Below are 20924 nucleotides of genomic sequence, written 5' to 3'. Positions count from 1 at the left end.
GCCCGCCGAGCAGCACGATTGACAACTCAACATGGGGGTGATCGGTTTCGACGGTGATCGTCGAGCCAGGAGAAGCGGGTCGAGGACGCACGGTTATCTCGTCAACGCTCCGTGCAAATCATAGGTGCCGATAACAAGCGCACCGACTTCGCCCTCGCCGCCTGAGCGAGCCTCGAAGTCCGTCGGCCTAAGTACGCTTCCGACTTAGTTCCCGGCGTCATCTAGGGAGCCACTGCTGGTCCTCATCGTCAGTGTGAGGATCGGGACTTCTAGCTGACTGGGCCTGTCCACCTTCTCGTCCGTGGGAGTGGTGGAGGCCGAGAAAATCCATCACGGACTGCACCCGGAGAATCCCTGGTTCCACGTCATCGGACGCGGGTTCGATTCCCGCCACCTCCACGTCAGGGCCTCTGGTCAGGGTGAACACCCCGGCCAGGGGCCCTTGTTGTACGTCCGCACGCACGTCCTGCGGCGGCCCGTCTCGGCGTCACGGCGTCCGGGGCGCGATCCAGGGTCCCGTGCCCTCGGAGGGGTCGAGGATGCCGTCCTCGACCCAGCGCAGCCGGCCGGTCATGACGGCACGGGCCAGCCGTTCGTCGGATGCCGTGGCCGAGCCGCGCAGCCGCCGGAACAGCGCCTCGACCCGGAGGCGCGACTGGGCGCAGAAGGCGTCGGCGAGGTCGGTCGCGCTCCGACCGGTCGCCGGGTCCTGCCGGCGCATCGCCGTGGCGCGCGAGCACACCGCGGACATGGCGAACAGCTCGGCGCCGATGTCGACGACGTGTCCCAGCAGCACCTGCTTGCGGTCGAGCCGGGCCTGGTGGCGGGCCATCGCGTAGAACGTCTGGCGGGCCAGCGAGCGGGACGACCGCTCGACGAAGCGCAGGTGGCGGGCCAGCGGGCCGAAGTCGCCGTACGCGGTCGGCCGCGTTCCTTCCCCGACGAGCAGGGCGGGGAACCAGCGCGCGTAGAAGCGGCTGGCGCCGACGGCGGCGCGCGCCTTGGCGCCGAGCGACGCGTCGCGGGACGCGAGGTCGCCCGCGGCGGTCAGGTGCGTGTCCACGGCCTCACGGGCGACGAGCAGCCGCATGATCTCCGACGAGCCCTCGAAGATGCGGTTGATCCGCATGTCCCGCAGCAGCTGCTCGGCGGCGACCGCCCGCTCACCGCGGGCCGCGAGCGAGTCGGCGGTCTCGTACCCGCGGCCGCCGCGGACCTGGACCAGCTCGTCGGCCACCCGGTAGGCCATCTCGCTGGCCCACAGCTTGGCCAGGGCCGCCTCGATGCGCACGTCCTTCTGGCCGGCGTCGGCCAGCCGCGCCGACAGGTCGAACACCGACTCGAGCGCGAACGTCGTCGCCGCGATGAACGCCAGCTTGCTGCCGACCGCCTCGTGCTCGCCGACGGGCCGGCCCCACTGCACCCGCTCGACGGACCACTGCCGGGCGACGGACAACGCCCACTTGCTGCCGCCCGCGCAGATCGCGGGGATCGACAGCCGGCCGGTGTTCAGGGTCGTGAGCGCGATCTTGAGGCCCTCGCCCTCGCGTCCGAGCCGGTTCGCGGCCGGCACCCGGACCTGCCGGAGCCGGGTCACGCCGTTCTCCATGCCGCGCAGCCCCATGAACCGGTTGCGGTGCTCGACGGTGATCCCCGGGGTCGTGGCCTCGACGACGAACGCGCTGATGCCGCCGCGCTGCCCGTCGTGCGGCGGGACGACCGCCATGACCACCAGCAGCTCGGCGATCGGACCGTTCGTCGTCCACAGCTTCACGCCGTCCAGCACGTACGCCGTCCCGTCGTCCGTCGGTGTCGCCGTGGTCGCGAGCCGCGCGGGGTCCGAGCCGACGTCGGGCTCGGTCAGCAGGAACGCGGAGATCGCGCCCGCCGCGCACCGTGGCAGGAACTTCTGCTTCTGCTCGGGCGTGCCGAACATGTGCACGGGTTCGGGGACACCGATCGACTGGTGCGCGGACAGCAGCGCGGCCAGGCTCGGGTGCACCGTGCTGACCAGCATCAGGGCACGGCCGTACTCGACCAGCGACAGCCCCAGGCCGCCGTACTCCTGTGGGATCTTCATGCCGAACGCGCCGACGCCTCGCAGTGCGTCGAGCACCTCGTCGGGGATGTGGTCGTCGCGCTCGATCGCGCGGCCGTCGATGCGCGCGCACACCTCGCGCAGGGCCACGTGGAACGTGGCGCCACGCGCCGTGGCGTCCGGGTCGGACGCGGGGTAGGGGTGGACGAGCCCGACGTCGAACGCGCCGAGGTAGATCCCTCGGGCGAAGCTCGGCCGGGTCCACTGCTGCTCCCGGGCCGCCTCGGCGACCTCTCGAGCCTTCCGTTCCCCGGCGGTGGGCGTCTGGTCCACGGCGACGCTGCTCATGGTGAGCCTCCTCGGCGGGACCCGCACCGAGCAGGCCGGCCGCTCGTCCTCGATGCTATCGACCGGTCAGGAGCGGGCAAACCGGCACGGGTCCGCACCGGCGCCGCGAACCCGGCCGAAGGTCCCGGTCGGCGTGTGGCCGGCGTCACTAACGTCACCAGGAGCAGAGGGACGGAGGGGCCGTGACCAGCATCAAGGCGGCGGCGGAGGTGTTCCTCGACGCGCGGCGGATCGCCGTCACGGGCGTCTCTCGGACCCCGGGCAGCCACGGCGCCAACGTCGTCTACACGCGGTTGCGCGAGCTCGGGTACGAGGTCTTCGCGGTCAACCCGAACGCCGAGGACGTCGAGGGCGACCCCGCCTACGCGAACCTGGGGGCGATCCCCGGCGGCGTGGAGGCGGTCGTGGTCGCGACCCGGCCTCAGCACGCGTCGGCGACCGTGCAGGAGGCGATCGACCTGGGGATCATGCAGGTCTGGATGCACCGGTCGGTGGACAAGGGAAGCGTCGACGACGACGCGACGCGGCTCGGCCGCGCGCACGGGCTGACGGTCATCGACGGCGGCTGCCCGCTCATGTACGGGCGGGCGTCCGACCGCGGGCACCGCGTCATGTGCCGGGTCCTGTCGTTGACGCGGCGGATCCCGCGGACCGTGTGACGGGCGCCCGTGGTCCCCGTGGCGGGCCCGCAGGCAGCAGGACGACCCCGGTCGTGATCAGGGGTCGTGATCAGGAAGGTGCGCGTGGACGGACGGCTCGACGAGGCTCGGCGCACGCTGGACGGCGTCCCGATCAACACCATGTTCGCCGTGGCGGCCCTCGACGCCGGGGCGCCGCTGTGGTCCGACCGGGAGGTCGACCCGCGGGCGTTCCACGTCGTGCACCCCTACGGCATGTCGTTCGTGTGGGGCCCGGCGCTCGACGAGGCGGTGGGCGTGGTCGCCGAGCACCTCGTGAGCCGGACGACGGGGGAGGAGTGGCTGCAGGTGGAGCCCCGCTGGAACGGGCTCGACTGGGACGGCGCCCTCGCTGCTGCGCACCCGACCGGCGCGCGCGTCGCCGTGACGCGGCACGCGCGTCTCAACTTCGCCTTCGACGCCGACGCCTTCGCGGCACGTCGCGGTGCGCTCGCGCCGACGGACGGGTGGGCCGCGCGGCGTGCCGTCGCCGACGACTTCGGGTGGGCCGGGTCGGTGGTGCCGAGCCTGTTCTGGGCGGATGCCGGCACGTTCCTCTCGCAGGGCGGCGGTGTCGTCGTCGAGCGGGACGGCGAGACCGGCGCCATGGCGTTCACGTCGTACCGGCGCGGGGACCGTCTGGAGCTCGGCATCGAGACGGCGCATGCGTGGCGGCGCCGCGGGCTGGCGTCCGCGGCGGCCGCAGCCATGATCGACGTGGCGCTCGACGCCGGCCTCGAACCCGTCTGGTCGTGCCGGGACGGCAACGTCGGCTCGCACCGGCTGGCGTGCGCGCTCGGCTTCACGCTGACGACCCGCACGCCGTACTTCCACCTCGCGGCGGCGCCTTCCTGATCCGGCGTGGTCCGGCTAGAGGCCGGTGGTGCTGACCCCGTACTCGGCCTGCTCCGGGCTGAAGCCCTCGAAGACCAGCTGCTCGACCAGGCCCGCGTGCGAGAAGGCCATGAACTCCAGGTAGCTGGCCGCCTTCGCCGCCGCCTGGGCGTTCCAGTCGACGCTGCCCTCGGCCTCGAGCCGCGCGAGCGCGAACTCGGCGTCGGCGGCGCTGTACCCCTCGAACTCCAGCTGGTGGGCGAGCCCCGAACGGGAGAACGCGCTGAAGTCCAGGTAGCTGACGGCGGTCCGGTAGGCGTTCTGCTGGGCGACGCTGCCGATCCGGGCCGCCTCGGCAGCCTCGGCGGCCGCCGCTGCCGCCTCGTCCGCGAGGCGCTGCTCCTCCGCGAGCCGCTCCTCCTCCGCCTTCGCGGCGGCCTCGGCCTCTTCGGCCGCCTTCCGCTCCGCCTCCTCGGCGGCCTCACGCTCCGCCTCGGCCTCCTCGTCGACGGCGTCCTGCGACTGCTCGGCGACGGCGACCGCGTCCCGCTCCTCGCCCCTGCCGCCGCCTCCGGCGACGGCGCTGGCCGCAGCGATCACGACGAGGAGGAGCAGGAACGCGCCGATGCCGACGAGCTCCGCGTGGCGGGCGATCCACGACCGGGCGGGCTGCTCGCCGGACGGCGGCCCGTCGGGCGCCGCCGGGGGCGGACCGGCCGCGACTCCCGGCGGCCCCGAGGGAACCGGCGGTGCGGGCGGCGTCGGTGCCGGTCGTCCGGCGGGGGGTGCGAACGGGCCGGCGCCCGCGGCGGTGTCGTCGACCCAGACGCGCCAGCCCGGCGGCGGCGGACCCCAGGCGGGATCGGGAGCCCAGCCGGGCGGTGGTGTCCACCCGACCGGTGGCGGGGGCCAGTTCGGCGGCGGGTTGAAGCGCGTGGCCATGGTCACTCCATCGATGACGATCCGTTGTGGCCGACAGCTCACGCTCCCACCACGGCCGTCGGCCGCGAATCCACCACCCGGGGTGAAATCCGGTCGTGACGCCCTCCGCTTCGTCGTCCGTCAGCACGCCGCAGTCGTCGGGCGAAGCCGGTCGTAGACCGTCCGGTTGCGGTCCTACAGTGCCGGCATGGACTTGGACGGCGTGGTCGTGGACGGGTTCCGGATCGCGCCGCTCGGTCCGGCGACGTGGCAGGCGTTCGCCGACCTGGCGGAGCGGCACAACGGCGTGTGGGGCGGCTGCTGGTGCACGTGGTTCCACTGCTACCCGGATCCGCCCGAGCGCAAGGAGCTCGGGAACCGGGAGTTCAAGCGGCAGCTCGTCGAGAGCGGGCACGCGCACGCGGCGCTCGTCCTCGACGGGGAGCGCGCGATCGCCTGGGCGCAGTTCGGCACCGTGGCCGAGCTGGCGAACATCCACCACCGCAAGGAGTGGGAACGCGGGCTCGAGCGGCCCCCGGACTTCCGGATCACGTGCCTGTTCGTCGACCGGGACCGCCGGCGCGCGGGCGTCGCCGCCGTCGCCGTGCGCGGCGCGCTGGCGCTGATCGCGCGTGAGGGCGGCGGTCTCGTCGAGGCCTACCCGCACGACCTGCCCGAGGGGAAGCGGACCTCGTCGTCGTTCCTCTACAACGCGACGCGGACGATGTACGAAGAGCTCGGGTTCACCTACCAGCGGCCCAAGGGCAAGGGGAACTGCGTGATGACCACGGTCGTCGCGCCCGCTTGAGGCCGCTCGTCCGAGCGACCTGCCGCCCGGACGGGCCCGGCGCTCCGGGGCCCTGCGTGCGTGAACAGGCGCCCGGAATGACCAGGGTCGGCCCCGTGGGCGGATCAGAAGACCTGGCGGAGGTTGGCGCGGGTCAGGTCGAGGAGCTCGTCGCCGCGGCCCGAGAGCAGCGTGCGCAGCGCGTACAGCGCGAAGCCCTTGGCCTGGTCGAGCTTGACCGACGGCGGGATCGTCAGCTCCTGCCGCTCGGTGACGACGTCGACCAGAGCGGGCCCGTCGTACGCGAACGCCTCGGCGAGCGCACCCCGCAGGTCCTGCGACCGCTCGACGCGGAACGCCTTGAGCCCGGCAGCCTGCGCGATCGCGGCCAGGCTCGGGTTCTCCAGACCGGTCGCGTGCGTGACGAACCCGGCCGCCTTCATCTCGAGCTCGACGAAGTTGAGCGACGCGTTGTTGAACACGACGACCTTCACGGGGAGCCGGTTCTGCGTGAGCGTCAGCAGCTCGCCGAGGAGCATCGCGATGCCGCCGTCGCCCGACAGCGCGACGACCTGGCGTCCGGTCGCAGCCGCCGCGCCGACGGCCTGCGGCAGCGCATTCGCCATCGAGCCGTGGATGAACGAGCCGATGAGGTTCCGGCGGCCGTTCATCTTCAGGTACCGGGCTGCCCAGATGACGGGGGAGCCGACGTCGGGGATGAAGACGGCGTCGTCGGCGGCGAGCTCGTCGACCACGCGCGCGACGAACTGCGGGTGCAGCGGCTGGTCGCCCTTGCGCGGGGTCGCGAGGTCGTCGAGCTTGGTGCGCGTCTTCGCGTAGTGCGCGAGCGAGTCGTCGAGGTGCTCGCGGTCGGTCGCCTGGTCGAGCAGGGGCAGGAGGGCGTCGACGGTGTCGCCGACGTCACCGACGAGCCCGAGGTCGAGCGCGGTGCGGCGGCCGAGGTGCTCGCCGCGCAGGTCGATCTGCGCGACCTTCGCCTTCTCGGGCAGGAACGCGCGGTACGGGAAGTCGGTGCCCAGCATGAGCAGCGTGTCGGCGCCCTCCATGGCCTTGTAGCCGGAGGCGAACCCGAGCAGCCCGGTCATGCCGACGTCGTAGGGGTTGTCGTGCTCGACGAACTGCTTGGACCGCAGCGTGTGGACGACCGGTGCGGCGAGCTTCCCGGCGAGCGCGACGACCTGGTCGTGCGCGTGCTCTGCGCCCGCGCCGGCGAGGATCGTCACGCGGTCGGAGCCGTTGAGCAGCGCGGCCGCCTGCACGAGCTCGTCCTGCGACGGCAGCACGCGCGGACGCGTCGCGCGCACCGGCGTGACAGTGGTGTCGACCGCCTCGGCGAGAGCGATGTCGCCCGGGATGACCACCACCGCGACGCCGCGCTTCTCCAGCGCCGTCTGCATCGCCGTGCGCAGGATGCGCGGCATCTGCGTCGGCGACGAGACGTACTCCGAGTAGACGGACGCCTCGCGGAACAGCTCCTGCGGGTGCGTCTCCTGGAAGTAGCCGCTGCCGATCTCCTCGGTGGGGATGTGCGCGGCGATCGCCAGCACGGGGACGCGCGAGCGCTGCGCGTCGTACAGGCCGTTGATGAGGTGCAGGTTGCCCGGGCCTGCGCTGCCGACGGCGACGGCGATCTCCCCGGTCAGGGCCGCCTCCGCCCCGGCCGCGAACGCACCTGCCTCCTCGTGGCGCACGTGCACCCACTCGATGCCGGAGCCGCGCAGCGCGTCGGTGAAGCCGTTGAGCGAGTCCCCGGGGATGCCGTAGACGCGCTTCACGCCCGATGCGACGAGGGTGTCGACGATGTTCTTGGCGACGGTGGTCATGGGAGTCCTTCTTCGGTGTCGTGTCGTCGCGAGGTCAGGAGGCGGCGGCGGGTGCGGCTGGGGAGGTGACGCAGATCGTGGGCCAGACGAGGTCGCAGACCTGCCGGGCCAGGCCCGGCTCGAGCGGGGCGTGGCCCCACACGAGCCGGTGGTAGACGGGGGCGAACAGCACGTCGACGACGAGCGCGAGGTCGGCGTCGGGGCGGACGAGGCCCTGCTGGACGCCCCGCTCGAGGTGGTGGGCCGCGGTGGCACGGCGCGGCTCGAGCCAGCGGTCGAGCATCGCGACCCCGACCGCGCGGTCGCTCGCGGCGGCGGCGAGGAGCTGGCGGACCAGTGCCCCGGCGGCGGTGTCGCGCAGGAGCGTGACGAGGGCGTCGACCTGGAGCGTCAGCGCCTCGCGCACCGGTAGCGCGTCGTCGAACTCGATGCTCTCGTGGAACCTGTCGAGCAGTCCCTCGGCCAGCACCGCGGCCGACGACGGCCACCACTTGTAGATCGTCGTCCGGGACACGCCGGCCTGGGACGCGACGGCGTCGATCGTCGGCACGCGACCGCCCGCGAGCGCGAGGTCGGTGGCGGCGTCGAGGATCGCGTGGCGGGTGGCCTCCGAGCGGGGACGACCTGCCCGCGGCGCGGCCGGCGCATTACTGGACACGCTGTCCACTATAGGCACGTCGCTGCACGCGTGCGCCCCGACGTGTTCGATCCCACATCGGGGTGCCACACGCGAGGTCACCCGTGGCAGGGTGCCGGAGACGCCGCTCGCCGAGGAGAGGACTGCCATGGCCGACGCACCGGTCCCGTTCGAGGTCCACGAGTCTGGCGGCTACCTGCACGGCACCCGCGCCGACCTGCGGGTGGGCGACCTGCTCGAACCGGGCCGACGCTCCAACTACGGCGCCGGCCGCGCGGCCGGGTACGTCTACGTCACGCAGACGCTCGACGCGGCCACGTGGGGAGCGGAGCTCGCGGCCGGGGACGGGCCGGGGCGCATCTACCTCGTCGAGCCGACGGGCGACCTCGAGGACGACCCGAACGTCACGAACCAGCGGTTCCCGGGCAACCCGACCCGCTCGTACCGGACCCGCGAGCCCGTCCGGGTCGTCGGCGAGATCGTCGACTGGGTCGGCCACCCGCCCGAGCAGCTCGCGGCGATGCGTGCCCACCTCGACGACCTCGCCCGGCAGGGCGTCGAGGCGATCGAGGACTGAGCTCGGCCGCTCGCCCGGGGGGCACCCCACGACCGGCGCCCGGCTCCGTCAGACCGGCGGCTGGTCGGTCACTGGCGGGGGTCGGTGTGCTTGCCGGGTGTCGGGGTGTCCGGGTCGATGCGGTCCGCGTGGCTCAGGCGGTCGTCGAGCTCGGAGCGGGCGGTCGTCGCCTCCGCGCCGCGGGCGCGGGCCTCGTTCTGCAGGGCGGCGGCGTCGGCGGCGCGTGCGTCGGCCTCCGCCTGGGCGAGCCGGGCCTGGGCGTCGAGGCGGGCGGCCTCGGCCTCGCGCCGCTTGACCTCGACCTGCTCGGCGGCAGCCTCCTCGCGGATCTGCTGGGCCTTGGCGCGTTCGGCCTCGGCGCGGTGCGCGCCGCGCCGCCTGCCCACGGCGACGGCGATCGCGACGACCACGACGACCACGACGACGGCGATGACGATCCAGACGATGGCGTCCACGGTCCTACCTCCTCAGGAGACCCCCCGCACCGCATTCGACTGCCGACCGCCGGGGGGCGCAACCGGGGTGTGGCAGCGGTCGTCGGTGGCACGGACCGCGGGAAGCGCGTTCCCACAGGTTGGGGCCGCAGACCTAGGCCGGAGGTCCCTTCGTGACGGGCACCACACGGTCCTAGCGTCGGCCACGAGGGCCAATGGCGGCGCTCTACCGCGCAGCGGCCCGCCCGGGTCGCCCGTGCCGCCGGGCCACGGACCGTGGGAGGTCGCGTGCACGAGGGCCAGGAGTCGGAGCACGTCACCGTGACGGTGGACGGCCGGTCGATGCAGCTGCGCGAGGGGACGACCCTGCTGCGGGCGCTGCAGGCGGAGGGTGTCGACGTGCCGTCGCTGTGCCACGACGGGCGGCTGGAACGCGCGAACGGCAGCTGCGGGCTGTGCGTCGTCGAGGTCGGGACCGGCGCGGACGGGGCGACGCGCGACGTCAAGGCGTGCATCACGCCGGTGTCCGCGGGGATGGTCGTCACGACCGTGAACCCGCGCCTGCGCGAGTACCGGGCGGTGAGGCTCGAGCAGCTCCTGTGCGACCACAACGCCGACTGCGTGGCGCCGTGCGTGCAGACGTGCCCGGCGAACATCGACATCCAGACGTACCTGCACCACGTCGCCACCGGGAACTTCGAGGCGGCGATCCGCGTCATCAAGGACCGCAACCCGTTCCCGTCGGCGTGCGGGCGCGTGTGCCCCCACCCGTGCGAGGCGGAGTGCCGGCGCAACCTCGTCGACGAGCCCGTGGCGATCAACCACGTCAAGAGGTTCGTGGCCGACTGGGACCGGGCGCGCGAGGAGCCGTGGACTCCGCGGCTCGCCGACCCCAGCGGGAAGCGGATCGCGGTCGTCGGCGCCGGGCCCTCGGGACTGTCCGCGGCGTACTACGCGGCGCTCGCCGGGCACCGGGTCACGGTGTTCGAGAAGGAGGACCGCCCCGGCGGGATGATGCGGTACGGCATCCCCGAGTACCGGCTCCCGAAGGCCACGCTCGACGAGGAGATCGCCTTCATGGAGGCGATCGGCGTCGAGATCGTGACCGGCAAGGCGCTCGGCACGCACCTGCGGCTCGACGACCTGCGACGGGAGCACGACGCCGTGTACCTCGCGGTCGGGTCGTGGCGGGCGACGCCGCTCAAGCTCGACGGTGAGCACCTGCCCGGGGTGCACCTGGGCATCGACTGGCTGCGGGGCGTCGTGCAGGGCGTCGACGAGCCCGTCGGGGACACGGTCGTCGTCGTGGGGGGCGGGAACACGGCCATCGACTGCGTGCGGACCGCGCTGCGGCGCGGGGCGCGGGACGTCAAGCTCGTCTACCGCCGCACGCGCGACGAGATGCCCGCCGAGCCGCTGGAGATCGAGGAGGCGCTGCACGAGGGCGTCGACATGGTCTTCCTCGCGGCCCCGACCGGCATCACGTCCGTCGACGGGCGGCTGCACGTCGGGTGCGTGCGGATGGAGCTCGGCGAGCCGGACCGGTCGGGTCGTCGCCGGCCGGTGCGCGTCGAGGGCTCGGACTTCGTCATCGAGGCCGACACCGTCATCGGCGCGATCGGGCAGACGACGGACACGACGTTCCTGTGGGACGACCTGCCGGTGCGGCTCAATGAGTGGGGCGACGTCGACGTCGACGGCCGCACGCTGCAGAGCTCCGAGGCGAACGTGTTCGCAGGCGGCGACTGCGTCACCGGCCCCGCCACCGTGATCCAGGCGGTCGCCGCGGGCCGGCGGGCCGCGCAGGCCATGGACGAGTTCGTCCGCGACGGGTACGTGCGCCCCTCGCAGGAGGACTACACGTGCAGCCGCGGCACGCTCGAGGACCTGCCGCGCGACGAGTTCGAGCTGCAGCCCCGCGCGCGCCGCGTCGCCATGCCCGCCCTGCCGCCTGCCGAGCGCATCGGCAGCTTCGTCGAGGTGGAGCTCGGGCTGACGGAGCAGCAGGCCCGCGACGAGGCCGCGCGCTGCCTGGAGTGCGGCTGCTCCAAGCAGAACCGCTGCGACCTGCGGGATGCCGCCACCGCGCACCACGTCGAGTTCACGCTGCCGCTGCACGTGCGGCCGTGGACGCCGGTCGCGCAGGACCACCCCTTCATCGTGCGCGACCACAACAAGTGCATCTCGTGCGGGCTGTGCGTCGCGGCGTGTGCGCAGGTCGAGGGCGTCGACGTCCTGGCGTTCCAGTTCGACGGCGGGCGGCTCACGGTCGGCACGCGCGACGACCAGCCGCTCGGGCTGACCGACTGCGTGTCGTGCGGGCAGTGCGTCCGCGCGTGCCCGTGCGGCGCGCTGGACTACGTGCGCGAGCGCGGCGGCGTGTTCTCCGCGATGCACGACCCCGACAAGGTCGTCGTGGGCTTCGTCGCCCCCGCGGTGCGCAGCGTCATCGCGGACCACTACGGGCTCGCGCCCGAGCAGGCGTCCGGGTTCATGGCCGGACTCATGCGCAAGGTCGGGTTCGACCGGGTCTTCGACTTCGCGTTCGCGGCCGACCTGACGATCCTCGAGGAGACCACCGAGTTCCTGGAGCGCGTCGGCAGCGGCGAGCGCCTGCCGCAGTTCACGTCCTGCTGCCCGGGGTGGGTCAACCTCGTCGAGCGGCGGTTCCCCGAGCTCATCCCGCACCTGTCGAGCTGCAAGTCGCCGCAGCAGATGATGGGCGCCACGGTGAAGCGGCACTTCGCGGAGCGCGCCGGCATCCCCGTCGACCGGCTGTACACGGTGTCCGTCGTGCCGTGCCTCGCCAAGAAGTACGAGGCGGCGCGGCCCGAGTTCGCCCCCGACGGCGTCCGGGACGTCGACGCGGTGCTCACCACGACCGAGCTGCTCGAGATGGTGGAGATGCTGCGGCTCGACCCCGCCGACGTCGAGCCCGGGGCGTTCGACGAGCCGTACGCGCAGGTCAGCGGCGCCGGCGTGCTGTTCGGGGCGTCCGGCGGCGTCGCCGAGGCGGCGCTGCGGATGGCGGTCGAGAAGCTCACCGGCGAGCCGCCCGCCGAGCTCGACGTGCACGCCGTCCGCGGCCTCGAGGGCGTCAAGGAGGCCACGGTCGCCGCCGGAGGTGTCGAGGTGCGGGTCGCCGTCGTCAGCGGGCTCGGCAACGTCGACGCGCTCGCCCGCCGGATCCGCGACGGCGAGGACGTCGGGTACGACCTCATCGAGGTCATGGCGTGCCCCGGCGGGTGCGTCAACGGCGCCGGGCACCCGGCCCCGCGTGACGCGCACGAGACGGTCGCGCGGCAGCAGGTGCTCGTCGACATCGACCGCACGGCACCGCTGCGGCGCTCGCAGGCCAACCCCGACGTGCTGCGGCTCTACGACGAGTGCTACGGCGAGCCGAACTCGCCGCTCGCGCACGAGCTCCTGCACACCTCCTACGCACCGTTCCGCCGTCCCGACCGTGCTCCGGCTGCTGCTGAGCCCGTCGGCGCCGGTGCGCACGCGCCGACCGGTCCCGTCGTCGAGCACGGCACGCCGGGCGGTGCGTCGTGACGCGCCGGCTCCTCCGTCTCGCCGCGGCCGTCGTCGCGGTCGCCGCTCTCGTCGCGGGGTGCGCGCCCGGGGCCGCGGCTCCGGCCACGTCGTCGGCCCCCGCCGCGGAACCGACCCCTAGCGCGACGGTGGAGCGGACCACGGTTCGGATCGCCTCGCTCAAGGGCCCCACGACCATGGGGCTCGTCAGGCTCATGGACGAGGCCGCCCGCGGCGCCGCGCGGCACGACTACCAGGTGACGGTCTACGGCACGCCCGACGAGGTGCTGCCGAAGGTGCTGCACGGCGACGTCGATGTCGCGCTCCTGCCCGCCAACCTCGCCGCGGTGCTCGACGCGAAGACGACCGGCACGCCCGCAGCCATCCAGGTCGCCGCGATCAACACGCTCGGCGTCCTGCACGTCGTCGAGGTCGGTGACACCGTGCACTCCCTGTCCGACCTGCGCGGACGCACCGTCTACAGCACGGGCAAGGGAGCCACCCCCCAGCTCGTCCTGGAGCACCTGCTCGACCTCACCGGCCTCGACCCCGCCGCCGACCTGTCCGTGCAGTACCTCAGCGAGGCGACCGAGGTCGCCGCCCGGCTCGCCGCCGAGCCCGGTGCCGTCGCCGTCCTGCCGCAGCCCTACGTGACCGTCGTCGCGGGGCAGGTCCCCGGCGCTCGCGCGGCCCTCGACCTGACCGAGGAGTGGGCCGCCGTCGAGCCCGACTCGCAGCTCGTCACGGGGGTGGTCGTCGTCCGCGCCGCCTTCGCCACCGAGCACGCCGCGGCCTTCGAGGAGTTCCTCGACGACTACGCCGAGTCGACCGCCTTCACGAACGAGCATCCCGACGAGGCGGGCGAGCTCATCGCCGCCGCGGGGATCGTGCCTGCCGCGGCCGTCGCCACGAAGGCGATCCCGGGCTCGCACATCACCTACGTCGACGGAGCCGAGATGCGTCACTCCCTCGCGGGGTACCTCGCGGTCCTGCACGCCGCCGACCCTGCGTCGGTGGGAGGAGCCCTTCCCGATGACGGCTTCTACTACGGCGCGGACGGCTGACCCGGCCGCGCAGGGAACGGGCCGCGCGACGCGCGGAGGACCCGTGCGGGCGCTGCGGCGGCGGGCCGTCGCCCCGCCCGGGCGCGGGGTGCGGCGTGTGCGGCAGTGGGCTCGTGGTCGACGAGGGAGCGCGGTCGTCCGCGTCGTGCGGCCCGTCCTGGTCCTGGCGTTCTGGCTCGTCGTCTGGCAGGCGGCGGCGCTCGTCGTCGGCCAGCGGCTTCTCCTGCCGGCGCCTGCCGAGGTCGGTGCGCGGTTCGGCGAGCTGGTCGTCGAGCCGGCGTTCTGGGCCACGGTCGGGCACTCGCTCGTGCGGGTCCTGTCGGGATTCGTCCTCGGGACCGTCGCCGGCACGGTCCTCGCGGTGACGGCCGCCCGGTGGTCCGTCGTGCGGGCGCTCGTGACACCGCTGGTCGGCGCGGTGCGGGCCGCGCCCGTCGTCAGCTTCATCATCCTCGTGCTGATCTGGGTCGACAGCGGGCGCCTCGCGGTCGTCGTCAGCGCCCTCATGGTCCTGCCCGTCGTGTTCGCCGCGGTGCTGGAAGGCATCGGGCGCCGTGACGTCGCGATGCTCGAGGTCGCTCTCGTCTTCCGTCTGCCGGTCTGGCGACGCGTCCGCGCGATCGACGTCCCCGCCGTCCTGCCGTTCTTCGCCGCCGCGTGCCAGGTCGGCATCGGGCTCGCGTGGAAGAGCGGCATCGCCGCCGAGGTCATCGGCCTGCCCGCGGGCAGCGTGGGGGAGCGGCTCTACGACGCGAAGCTCCTGCTCGAGACCGCCGACGTGTTCGTCTGGACGGGCGTCGTCGTCGCCCTGAGCCTCGCCGCCGAACGCGGGCTGGGTGCGCTGCTGCGTCGGGTGCCGTCGGCGCGTGGCGCGGTGGCGGGCGGCGGTGCTCGTGGCCGGGGAGGCGGGGCGTCGTGATCACGGTCCGGGACCTGCGGGTCGAGCTCGGCGGCCGGGTCGTCCTCGACGGCCTCGACATCGACCTGCCGGACGACGGCGTCGTCGCCGTCATGGGACCGAACGGCAGCGGCAAGACGACGCTCGGCCGCGTCCTGCTCGGGCTCGTGCCGCCGACGAGCGGCGTGGTAGACGGCAGGCCGGCGCGCTGCTCGGCCGTGTTCCAGGAGGACCGGCTCTGCGAGCACCTCGACGCCGTCGCCAACGTGCGCCTGGTCCTTCCCCGCGACGTGTCGTCGACGAGCGTCGTCACCGCGCTCCGCGACCTGGGCCTGCCCGCTGACGCGCTCCGTCGCCCGGTCCGCGCCCTGTCCGGCGGGCAGCGCCGCCGTGTCGTCATCGCCCGCGCCCTCCTGCCCGCCGCCGACCTCGTTTTCCTCGACGAGCCCCTCACCGGCATCGACGCCGACGGTCGCGAGGCCGTCCTCGCGTGGATCGCCGAGGCCTGCCGTGGCCGAGCGGTCCTGCTCGTCACGCACGACCGCGCCGACGCCGAGCGCCTCCACGGGGACGTCGTGGAGCTTGCACCGCACCACGACCGGCGCGCGCTCGACGGTGTGACCGACGCTCGGCTGTGAGGCGCCCGGGCGTCAGGCGCGTCATGGTGTCACCGCATGCGGGACAGCGCGTCGATGTGTGCCAGAGCGCCCGCCGCGTCGTCGCGGAGGTCAGGATCGTCGCGGGCGACCGCGGGCAGCGTCGGCAGCAGGCGCACGACCTCGGCGTAGGCCGTGGGTGAGAGCTGGTCGAGCTCGAGGCAATACGGTCCCTCCCGCGCGATCTCCTGCAACCAGGACCGGAGCGAGGGGTCCGCGGTGAGCCGTGCCATCGACTCCAGCGCCCAGGCGAAAGGGGTGAGGGGGCCCTCCCACACGGAGCTGTCGGTGGCGTAGAAGGAGGCGCTCGGGTCCGCCGCCTCGCGCAGGAGGCGCAGGAGCTCGCGCTGCTGGGTCCTCGGGCAGTCGTCGATGCTCAGCCAGCTCACGCCGCCCTCCGACCGATCCATCAGCACGGCGTGCAGGTGACGGTCGTCGGTCCGTTCCGCCATGGACTCGAGCGTCCAGTAGAAGATGCCCTTCGAGGGATCCCACGCCGCACCCCCAAGTCCGAAGAGCGTGGCACTTATCCGCTTCTCCTCCAGGTCGACTGACCGGGTCGCTCGCTCGGGCTCATCAGGGCGCCTCGCTGCCGTCGACGAGTGCGATCAGCCGGTCGATCTGCGCAATGACCGCGTCGCGCTCGTCGAACGCGGGGAGGTCCCGCCGAGCGGCAGCCGGGGTGTCGCGCAGCAGGACGAGTAGCTCCCGCTGCTCGCTCGGGGTGAATGCCTCGAGATCGAGCCAGTGCACCTCATCCGTGAAGCGCTCGAGCAGGGTCGCCGCAAGGCGTGGGTCCACCGCGCGCGCTGCCATCGACTGGAGGGTCCAGAAGAAGGCGCTGCGTGAGCCGCGCCATCGTCGCTGGTCGAGTCCGAAGATCGTTCCACTCACAGTTCCCCCACGGTGGGGACCTGGTCTCCGTCGGGTGCGACGCGCGAGTCTGTGCAGCACATGCCGTCTTCTCCTCGTTGTTCTTGTCGAGGGAGGGGCGGCCTCCCGCGTCCGGAGGCGGATGACGTCCCGCGTGGTGTCGCCTCGAGGTCGGGGTCGGATCACTCGAGAAGGAGCAACGCGTCGAGCTGATCCTCGACGTACGTCTTCCCGTCCGGCCTGTGCGCGAACTCTCGACGCGCGATCGGGGGCGTCTCGTGCAGCAGGTGGATCAGCTCGTCGTGCTCGGCACGGGAGAAGTCCTCGAGGTCGAGCCAATGCAGGTTCGCGCTGTCGAGCTCGCGAAGTCGGGCCGCGAGCGACGGCGAGCTCGTGCGCGCGGCCATGGACTGCAGAAGCCAGAAGAAGACGCCCTTGCTCCCGTTCCAGCTCGTCCCGTTCAAGCCGTAGATGGTTGCACTCATTGCTCTCCCACGAAGTAGATCCGATCGGCGAACGGCTGCACGTACCAGCGGATCGTTGCGATCTGCTCGGCTGAGAACTGGGAGACATCGATCGGGACGATGTCCGCCTTCGCGATGTGTCGGTCGAGCTGGTCGAAGAGGTTGCTCCACTGGCGCTCTCGGTGGAGGTAGACGCCGTCGAAGTTGCCCATCGCGTCGTAGGTCGTTCCCGCGTCATCCAACCAGTCCACATGCGAGCCGTGGGGCGCGCGTTCGAGACGTAGGCCGTACTGATCGATCAGTCTCGTCGCGGTCTGGTACTCGCTGAGGCGGAAGAGCTTCGCGTCGGGATCCCATCCCAGCGAGTACTCCCAGGTGTTCAGGGCTGGGTGCTCCGGCCATTCCCGTGGCACACGCGGGAGTTCGTCGAGCCGCCGGACTCCCGTGAGCACTCGACTTCCAGACGCGACGCCGCCAGCAGCAGACAGCGCGAGGTCGGGGGCGAGGGTGCCCCACCAGCGGCCGGGGTTGTCGCGGAGGCCTTCGGTGTTGGCGAGAACGGGGCCCGCGTGCAGGGGGTCGTCTGTGACGAGGCGGAAGACGCCCGCGGTCGCATCCCACTCCGACCGGAGGTCGCCGAGCCAGCCGTCGTGGTCGACGGCGGCGCGGACCAGGTGCAGGCGCCAGAGCATGTCGGCGAGGCCCGCGGCCCAAGCGGCGACGCCCGCGAAGAACTGGTTTCCGTGCAGCTGTCCGTCGGGCATCCCTGCGCTGAGCTCGTCGAGCAGCGCTGCGAGCGCTTCGCCGGACTGCGCGGCGACACGCTGGCACCGGTCGAGGACGAGCGTGGCCGCGTGCCGGTGAGCGGCGCCGGGATCGGTCACCGGGTCGCCGGCGGCGGGAGGAGCAGTGGTCCACAGCACCCCCGCAGCGCGCGAGCGGTCGACGCCGTGGGCCCACAGGTCGACGGCGGTCGCGGCGCCGGCCTGCGCCCACGCGAGGGTGTCGGCGTGGCCGCGCAGCGCACCGGCGGCGCCGCGGTAGATCTCGGCGACCGTCGCGGGGACGGTGAGGAGCTCGGAGCGGCGGTGGTCCCACTGGTCGCGGGCCCACCCGCCCCAGGACGGCGTCTCGGTCCCCGTGCGCGCGTCCTCGGACACGGCGTCGAGGCGGACGGCGGCGGCGTCGAGGTCGTCGGCGTCGTCACGCAGCGCCTCCGGCTTGCCGGGGATCAGCAGCCGGACGTCCGTGGTGTTGCCGAGGTGCCACAGCGGGTTCACGTCGGGTACCGCTCGGCAAGCGTGCGCATCCGCATCGCGATGTCGGCGTCGGTCCAGTCGTAGCCCTCGGCGTGCAGGCGCAGCTCGTGGCCAGCGGCGTCGAACTCGCGGGACAGACCGCGGACGAGGTGAGCGAACCGGTCCTGGAACCGCCCCCCGGCGTCTGCCAGCGCCGTCGGACCCCACTGCGGTGCCCGCGCCGCGACGACCCGGGACGCCTCGTCGCCGAGCCGGTCGCCGAGCTCGAGCAGGCGGTTGCCCGCGCTCCGCAGCTCCTCCTGGTCGACCCAGAAGGAGTCCGGGACCACGGCCTCGTCGTTCGCCACACCAACCCCCTCGCACCAGCCCGTCGCGAGGACGCTAGTGGCGTGCCAGGGCGTGACTCAGTTGTCCACAGGCCGAGCTTCCGGGACGAGCGGAGCGCCGTCCGAGCTGGTCAGGTCAGCGTTCCAGCAGCATCGCCTCGCCCTGGCCGCCGCCGCCGCACAGGGCGACACCGGCGCGACCGGACCCGCGGCGGGCGAGCTCGAGGGCCGCATGGCCGGCGAGGCGCGCACCGGAGGCGCCGATGGGGTGCCCGAGGGCGATCGCGCCGCCGTGGATGTTGGTGCGCTCCAGCGGGTAGGCGAGGTCGGCGAGCGACTGCGCGACGACCGAGCCGAACGCCTCGTTGATCTCGACGAGGTCGAGCGTCCCGGTGTCCCACCCGGCGTGCTTGAGCGCGGCGGACAGGGCGGCCGACGGCTGCGAGTGCAGCGACGTGTCCGGTCCGGCCACCTGACCCCAGGCGACGACCCGGCACAGCCACGGCCAGCCGCGGGCCTCGGCGACGTCCCGCGCGGCGACGACGACCGCCGCGGCGCCGTCGGTCAGGGGCGAGGCGTTGCCCGCGGTGATGGTGCCGTCGGACGTGAACGCCGGTCGCAGCGCCGCGAGCGACTCGAGCGTCGTCCCCGGGCGGATGCCCTCGTCGGCCTCGACGAGCACGTCGTCGCCACGACGCTGCGGGACGGGGACGGGCACGATCTCCTCGGCGAACACCCCGGAGCCGACCGCAGCGGCCGCACGGGTGTGGCTCGCGACGGCGACCGCGTCCTGCGCCTCGCGCGTCAGCCCGAGCCGCGCGTTGCCGCGCTCGGTCGACGCGCCCATCGACTCGTGGTCGAAGGCGTCGGTGAGCCCGTCCCAGGCGAGGGAGTCGACGGCCGTCAGGTCCCCGTACGTCCAGCCGCGCCGGGACCCGGGCAGCAGGTGCGGCGCCTGGCTCATCGACTCCTGGCCGCCCGCGACGACGACGTCGGCCTCCTCGCAGCTGATCAGGCGCGCGGCGTCGACGATCGCGGTGAGGCCGCTGAGGCAGACCTTGTTGACCGTCGTCGCCGGGACGGTCCACGGCAGACCGGCCAGGTGCGCGGCCTGCCGGGCCGGGTTCTGGCCGGCGCCGGCGAGGACGACCTGGCCCATGAGGACGGCGTCGACGTCGTCGACGGTCGCGCCGGAGCGGGCCAGGGCAGCGCGGATCGCGGCCGCCCCGAGGGACGCGGCGGTCAGCGACGACAGCGCGCCGTTGAGCCGGGTCATCGGGGTGCGGGCGAAGGACAGGAGGACCGCCTCGCGGGTCATGAGAGCACCATCTCCCGGACGTCGTCGTCGATGAGCAGGGGCACGGCGGACGTGGCGGCGACCACGTCCGCGACGGTCATGCCCGGCGCGCACTCGCGCAGGGCGAGGCCGGCGGGGGTCACGTCGAGCACGGCCAGGTCGGTGACGACGCGGTCGACGACACCCGTGCCGGTCAGGGGCAGCGTGCACTCGGGAAGGAGCTTGGGGGACCCGTCGCGGGCCACGTGCTCCATGAGGACGACGATGCGGCGCGCGCCGTGCACGAGGTCCATCGCGCCGCCCATGCCCTTGACCATCTTCCCGGGGATCATCCAGTTGGCGATGTCGCCGCGGACCGACACCTGCATCGCCCCGAGCACGGCGACGTCGACCTTGCCGCCGCGGATCATCGCGAAGCTCGTCGCGGAGTCGAAGTACGCGGCCCCGGGGTGGACGGTGATGGTCTCCTTGCCCGCGTTGATGAGGTCGGGGTCGACGTCGTCGACGGTGGGGTAGGGGCCCACGCCGAGGACGCCGTTCTCGGACTGCAGCACGACCTCGACGCCCGGCGGCAGGTGGTTGGGGATGAGCGTGGGCAGCCCGATGCCGAGGTTGACGTAGGCGCCGTCGGGCAGCTCCTGCGCGGCCCGGGCGGCCATCTGCTCGCGGGTCAGGCTCATGACGGGCTCCCGTCGCGCAGGGTCCGGCGTTCGATGCGCTTGTCGTCGACCTGCTCGGGCGTCAGCGCGACGACCCGGTCCACGAAGATTCCGGGCAGGTGGATCGCGTCGGGGTCGAGCGTGCCGACCGGCACGAGCCGCTCGACCTCCGCGACCGCGACGCGCCCGGCGGCGGCGCACAGCGGGTTGAAGTTGCGGGCCGACGCGTGGAACACGAGATTGCCGGCCCGGTCGCCGACGGCGGCCCGGACCAGGGCGAAGTCGGCCGTGATGGCCTCCTCGCGGACGTACTCGTGCGCCTCGCCGCGCACCGTGAACGTCTCGACGGGCTTGGGCGGCGACGCGACCGCGACGGTGCCGTCGGCGTCGTACCGCCACGGCAGCCCGCCCTGCGCGACCTGCGTCCCGACGCCGGTGCGCGTGTAGAACGCGGCGATCCCGCTGCCCCCGGCGCGCAGCCGCTCGGCGAGCGTGCCCTGCGGCGTGAGCTCGACCTCGAGCTCGCCCGCGAGGTACTGCCGGGCGAACTCCTTGTTCTCCCCGACGTACGACGCGACGACGCGGCGCAGCCGGTGCTCCTGCAGCAGCAGGCCGAGCCCCCAGTCGTCGACGCCGCAGTTGTTGCTCACGACCTCCAGGTCCTGCGTGCCCGCGTCGAGCAGCGCACGGATGAGCACGCTCGGGATCCCGCACAGCCCGAACCCGCCGACGGCGAGCGTCGCGCCGTCGGGCACGTCGGCGACCGCCTCCGCGGCCGACCGGACGACCTTGTCCAT

General features: G+C 73.4%; 21 protein-coding genes and 1 other RNA gene. 9 read left to right on the top strand and 13 right to left on the bottom strand.

What is annotated here, in order from left to right:
- Window positions 1-33 precede the first annotated feature (33 nt).
- Window positions 34-402, top strand: a transfer-messenger RNA (tmRNA) gene (gene ssrA, locus CELF_RS20010).
- An 85-nt stretch (window positions 403-487) separates the two neighbouring features.
- On the opposite strand, the gene CELF_RS13040 is transcribed toward ssrA, so the two are convergent.
- Entirely contained in the window at window positions 488-2386 is a 1899-nt protein-coding gene (locus CELF_RS13040; protein WP_013771735.1) for an acyl-CoA dehydrogenase family protein, read from the bottom strand.
- 182 nt (window positions 2387-2568) lie between these two features.
- On the opposite strand from CELF_RS13040, the gene CELF_RS13035 reads away from it, so the two are divergent.
- Both CELF_RS13035 and CELF_RS13030 read left to right on the top strand, forming a co-directional pair.
- Window positions 2569-3045: a CoA-binding protein gene (locus CELF_RS13035; protein WP_013771734.1), complete on the top strand. Its 477-nt coding sequence runs from the start codon at window positions 2569-2571 to the stop codon at window positions 3043-3045.
- An 84-nt stretch (window positions 3046-3129) separates the two neighbouring features.
- Window positions 3130-3918, top strand: a complete 789-nt coding sequence (locus CELF_RS13030) for a GNAT family N-acetyltransferase (protein WP_013771733.1) — start codon at window positions 3130-3132, stop codon at window positions 3916-3918.
- Between the two features lie 15 nt (window positions 3919-3933).
- Here the strand turns inward: CELF_RS13030 and CELF_RS20800 are convergent, their stop codons facing one another.
- Window positions 3934-4839: an Ltp family lipoprotein gene (locus CELF_RS20800; RefSeq protein WP_013771732.1), complete on the bottom strand. Its 906-nt coding sequence runs from the start codon at window positions 4837-4839 to the stop codon at window positions 3934-3936.
- A 187-nt stretch (window positions 4840-5026) separates the two neighbouring features.
- Between CELF_RS20800 and CELF_RS13020 the strand changes: the two genes are divergently transcribed.
- Window positions 5027-5626: a hypothetical protein gene (locus CELF_RS13020; RefSeq protein ID WP_013771731.1), complete on the top strand. Its 600-nt coding sequence runs from the start codon at window positions 5027-5029 to the stop codon at window positions 5624-5626.
- Between the two features lie 104 nt (window positions 5627-5730).
- Here CELF_RS13020 and poxB read toward each other — a convergent pair whose 3' ends face one another.
- Both poxB and CELF_RS13010 read right to left on the bottom strand, forming a co-directional pair.
- Window positions 5731-7449 carry a ubiquinone-dependent pyruvate dehydrogenase gene (gene poxB, locus CELF_RS13015; RefSeq protein ID WP_013771730.1) on the bottom strand — a complete coding sequence of 573 codons (1719 nt, stop codon included), beginning with the start codon at window positions 7447-7449 and terminating at the stop codon, window positions 5731-5733.
- Window positions 7450-7483: 34 nt separating this feature from the next.
- Window positions 7484-8107, bottom strand: coding sequence for a TetR/AcrR family transcriptional regulator (locus CELF_RS13010; RefSeq protein ID WP_232014241.1), 624 nt, complete (start codon window positions 8105-8107; stop codon window positions 7484-7486).
- Window positions 8108-8234: 127 nt separating this feature from the next.
- Between CELF_RS13010 and arr the strand changes: the two genes are divergently transcribed.
- Window positions 8235-8663, top strand: a complete 429-nt coding sequence (gene arr / locus CELF_RS13005; protein WP_013771728.1) for an NAD(+)--rifampin ADP-ribosyltransferase — start codon at window positions 8235-8237, stop codon at window positions 8661-8663.
- Between the two features lie 68 nt (window positions 8664-8731).
- Here the strand turns inward: arr and CELF_RS13000 are convergent, their stop codons facing one another.
- Complete coding sequence (locus tag CELF_RS13000; protein ID WP_013771727.1) at window positions 8732-9118, bottom strand: hypothetical protein; 387 nt, start codon at window positions 9116-9118, stop codon at window positions 8732-8734.
- A gap of 267 nt (window positions 9119-9385) precedes the next feature.
- Between CELF_RS13000 and CELF_RS21385 the strand changes: the two genes are divergently transcribed.
- From CELF_RS21385 to CELF_RS12980, 4 genes are all read left to right on the top strand, one after another.
- Complete coding sequence (locus CELF_RS21385) at window positions 9386-12652, top strand: [FeFe] hydrogenase, group A (protein WP_013771726.1); 3267 nt, start codon at window positions 9386-9388, stop codon at window positions 12650-12652.
- A gap of 176 nt (window positions 12653-12828) precedes the next feature.
- The gene (locus tag CELF_RS12990; RefSeq protein WP_218916843.1) at window positions 12829-13695 is read left to right on the top strand and encodes a PhnD/SsuA/transferrin family substrate-binding protein; all 867 of its coding nucleotides are present in this window, start codon (window positions 12829-12831) and stop codon (window positions 13693-13695) included.
- Window positions 13696-13840: 145 nt separating this feature from the next.
- Window positions 13841-14614, top strand: coding sequence for an ABC transporter permease (locus CELF_RS12985; protein ID WP_041553507.1), 774 nt, complete (start codon window positions 13841-13843; stop codon window positions 14612-14614).
- A complete protein-coding gene (locus CELF_RS12980; RefSeq protein WP_013771723.1) occupies window positions 14611-15231 on the top strand; it encodes an ATP-binding cassette domain-containing protein in 621 nt (206 codons plus the stop codon). Before CELF_RS12985 ends, CELF_RS12980 begins: the two co-directional genes overlap by 4 nt.
- Window positions 15232-15260: 29 nt before the next feature.
- On the opposite strand, the gene CELF_RS12975 is transcribed toward CELF_RS12980, so the two are convergent.
- From CELF_RS12975 to CELF_RS12940, 8 genes are all read right to left on the bottom strand, one after another.
- A complete protein-coding gene (locus tag CELF_RS12975) occupies window positions 15261-15638 on the bottom strand; it encodes a hypothetical protein (protein ID WP_145965421.1) in 378 nt (125 codons plus the stop codon).
- Window positions 15639-15825: 187 nt separating this feature from the next.
- The gene (locus CELF_RS12970) at window positions 15826-16065 is read right to left on the bottom strand and encodes a hypothetical protein (protein ID WP_013771721.1); all 240 of its coding nucleotides are present in this window, start codon (window positions 16063-16065) and stop codon (window positions 15826-15828) included.
- Between the two features lie 239 nt (window positions 16066-16304).
- Entirely contained in the window at window positions 16305-16607 is a 303-nt protein-coding gene (locus CELF_RS12965) for a hypothetical protein (RefSeq protein WP_013771720.1), read from the bottom strand.
- A complete protein-coding gene (locus tag CELF_RS12960) occupies window positions 16604-17866 on the bottom strand; it encodes a putative T7SS-secreted protein (RefSeq protein WP_013771719.1) in 1263 nt (420 codons plus the stop codon). The genes CELF_RS12965 and CELF_RS12960 overlap by 4 nt, the downstream gene beginning before the upstream one ends.
- Complete coding sequence (locus CELF_RS12955) at window positions 17863-18192, bottom strand: hypothetical protein (RefSeq protein ID WP_013771718.1); 330 nt, start codon at window positions 18190-18192, stop codon at window positions 17863-17865. Before CELF_RS12955 ends, CELF_RS12960 begins: the two co-directional genes overlap by 4 nt.
- Window positions 18193-18307: 115 nt before the next feature.
- On the bottom strand, window positions 18308-19489 hold the full coding sequence (locus CELF_RS12950) for an acetyl-CoA C-acetyltransferase (protein ID WP_013771717.1): 1182 nt from the start codon (window positions 19487-19489) through the stop codon (window positions 18308-18310).
- Complete coding sequence (locus tag CELF_RS12945; protein ID WP_013771716.1) at window positions 19486-20148, bottom strand: CoA transferase subunit B; 663 nt, start codon at window positions 20146-20148, stop codon at window positions 19486-19488. The genes CELF_RS12950 and CELF_RS12945 overlap by 4 nt, the downstream gene beginning before the upstream one ends.
- A complete protein-coding gene (locus CELF_RS12940) occupies window positions 20145-20924 on the bottom strand; it encodes a CoA transferase subunit A (protein WP_013771715.1) in 780 nt (259 codons plus the stop codon). The genes CELF_RS12945 and CELF_RS12940 overlap by 4 nt, the downstream gene beginning before the upstream one ends.

It is taken from the genome of Cellulomonas fimi ATCC 484 (assembly GCF_000212695.1).
In the GTDB taxonomy this organism is placed as follows: Bacteria; Actinomycetota; Actinomycetes; order Actinomycetales; family Cellulomonadaceae; genus Cellulomonas; species Cellulomonas fimi.
Note: the sequence above shows the minus strand (reverse complement) of the source record. Positions and strands in the feature narration are given on the sequence as shown.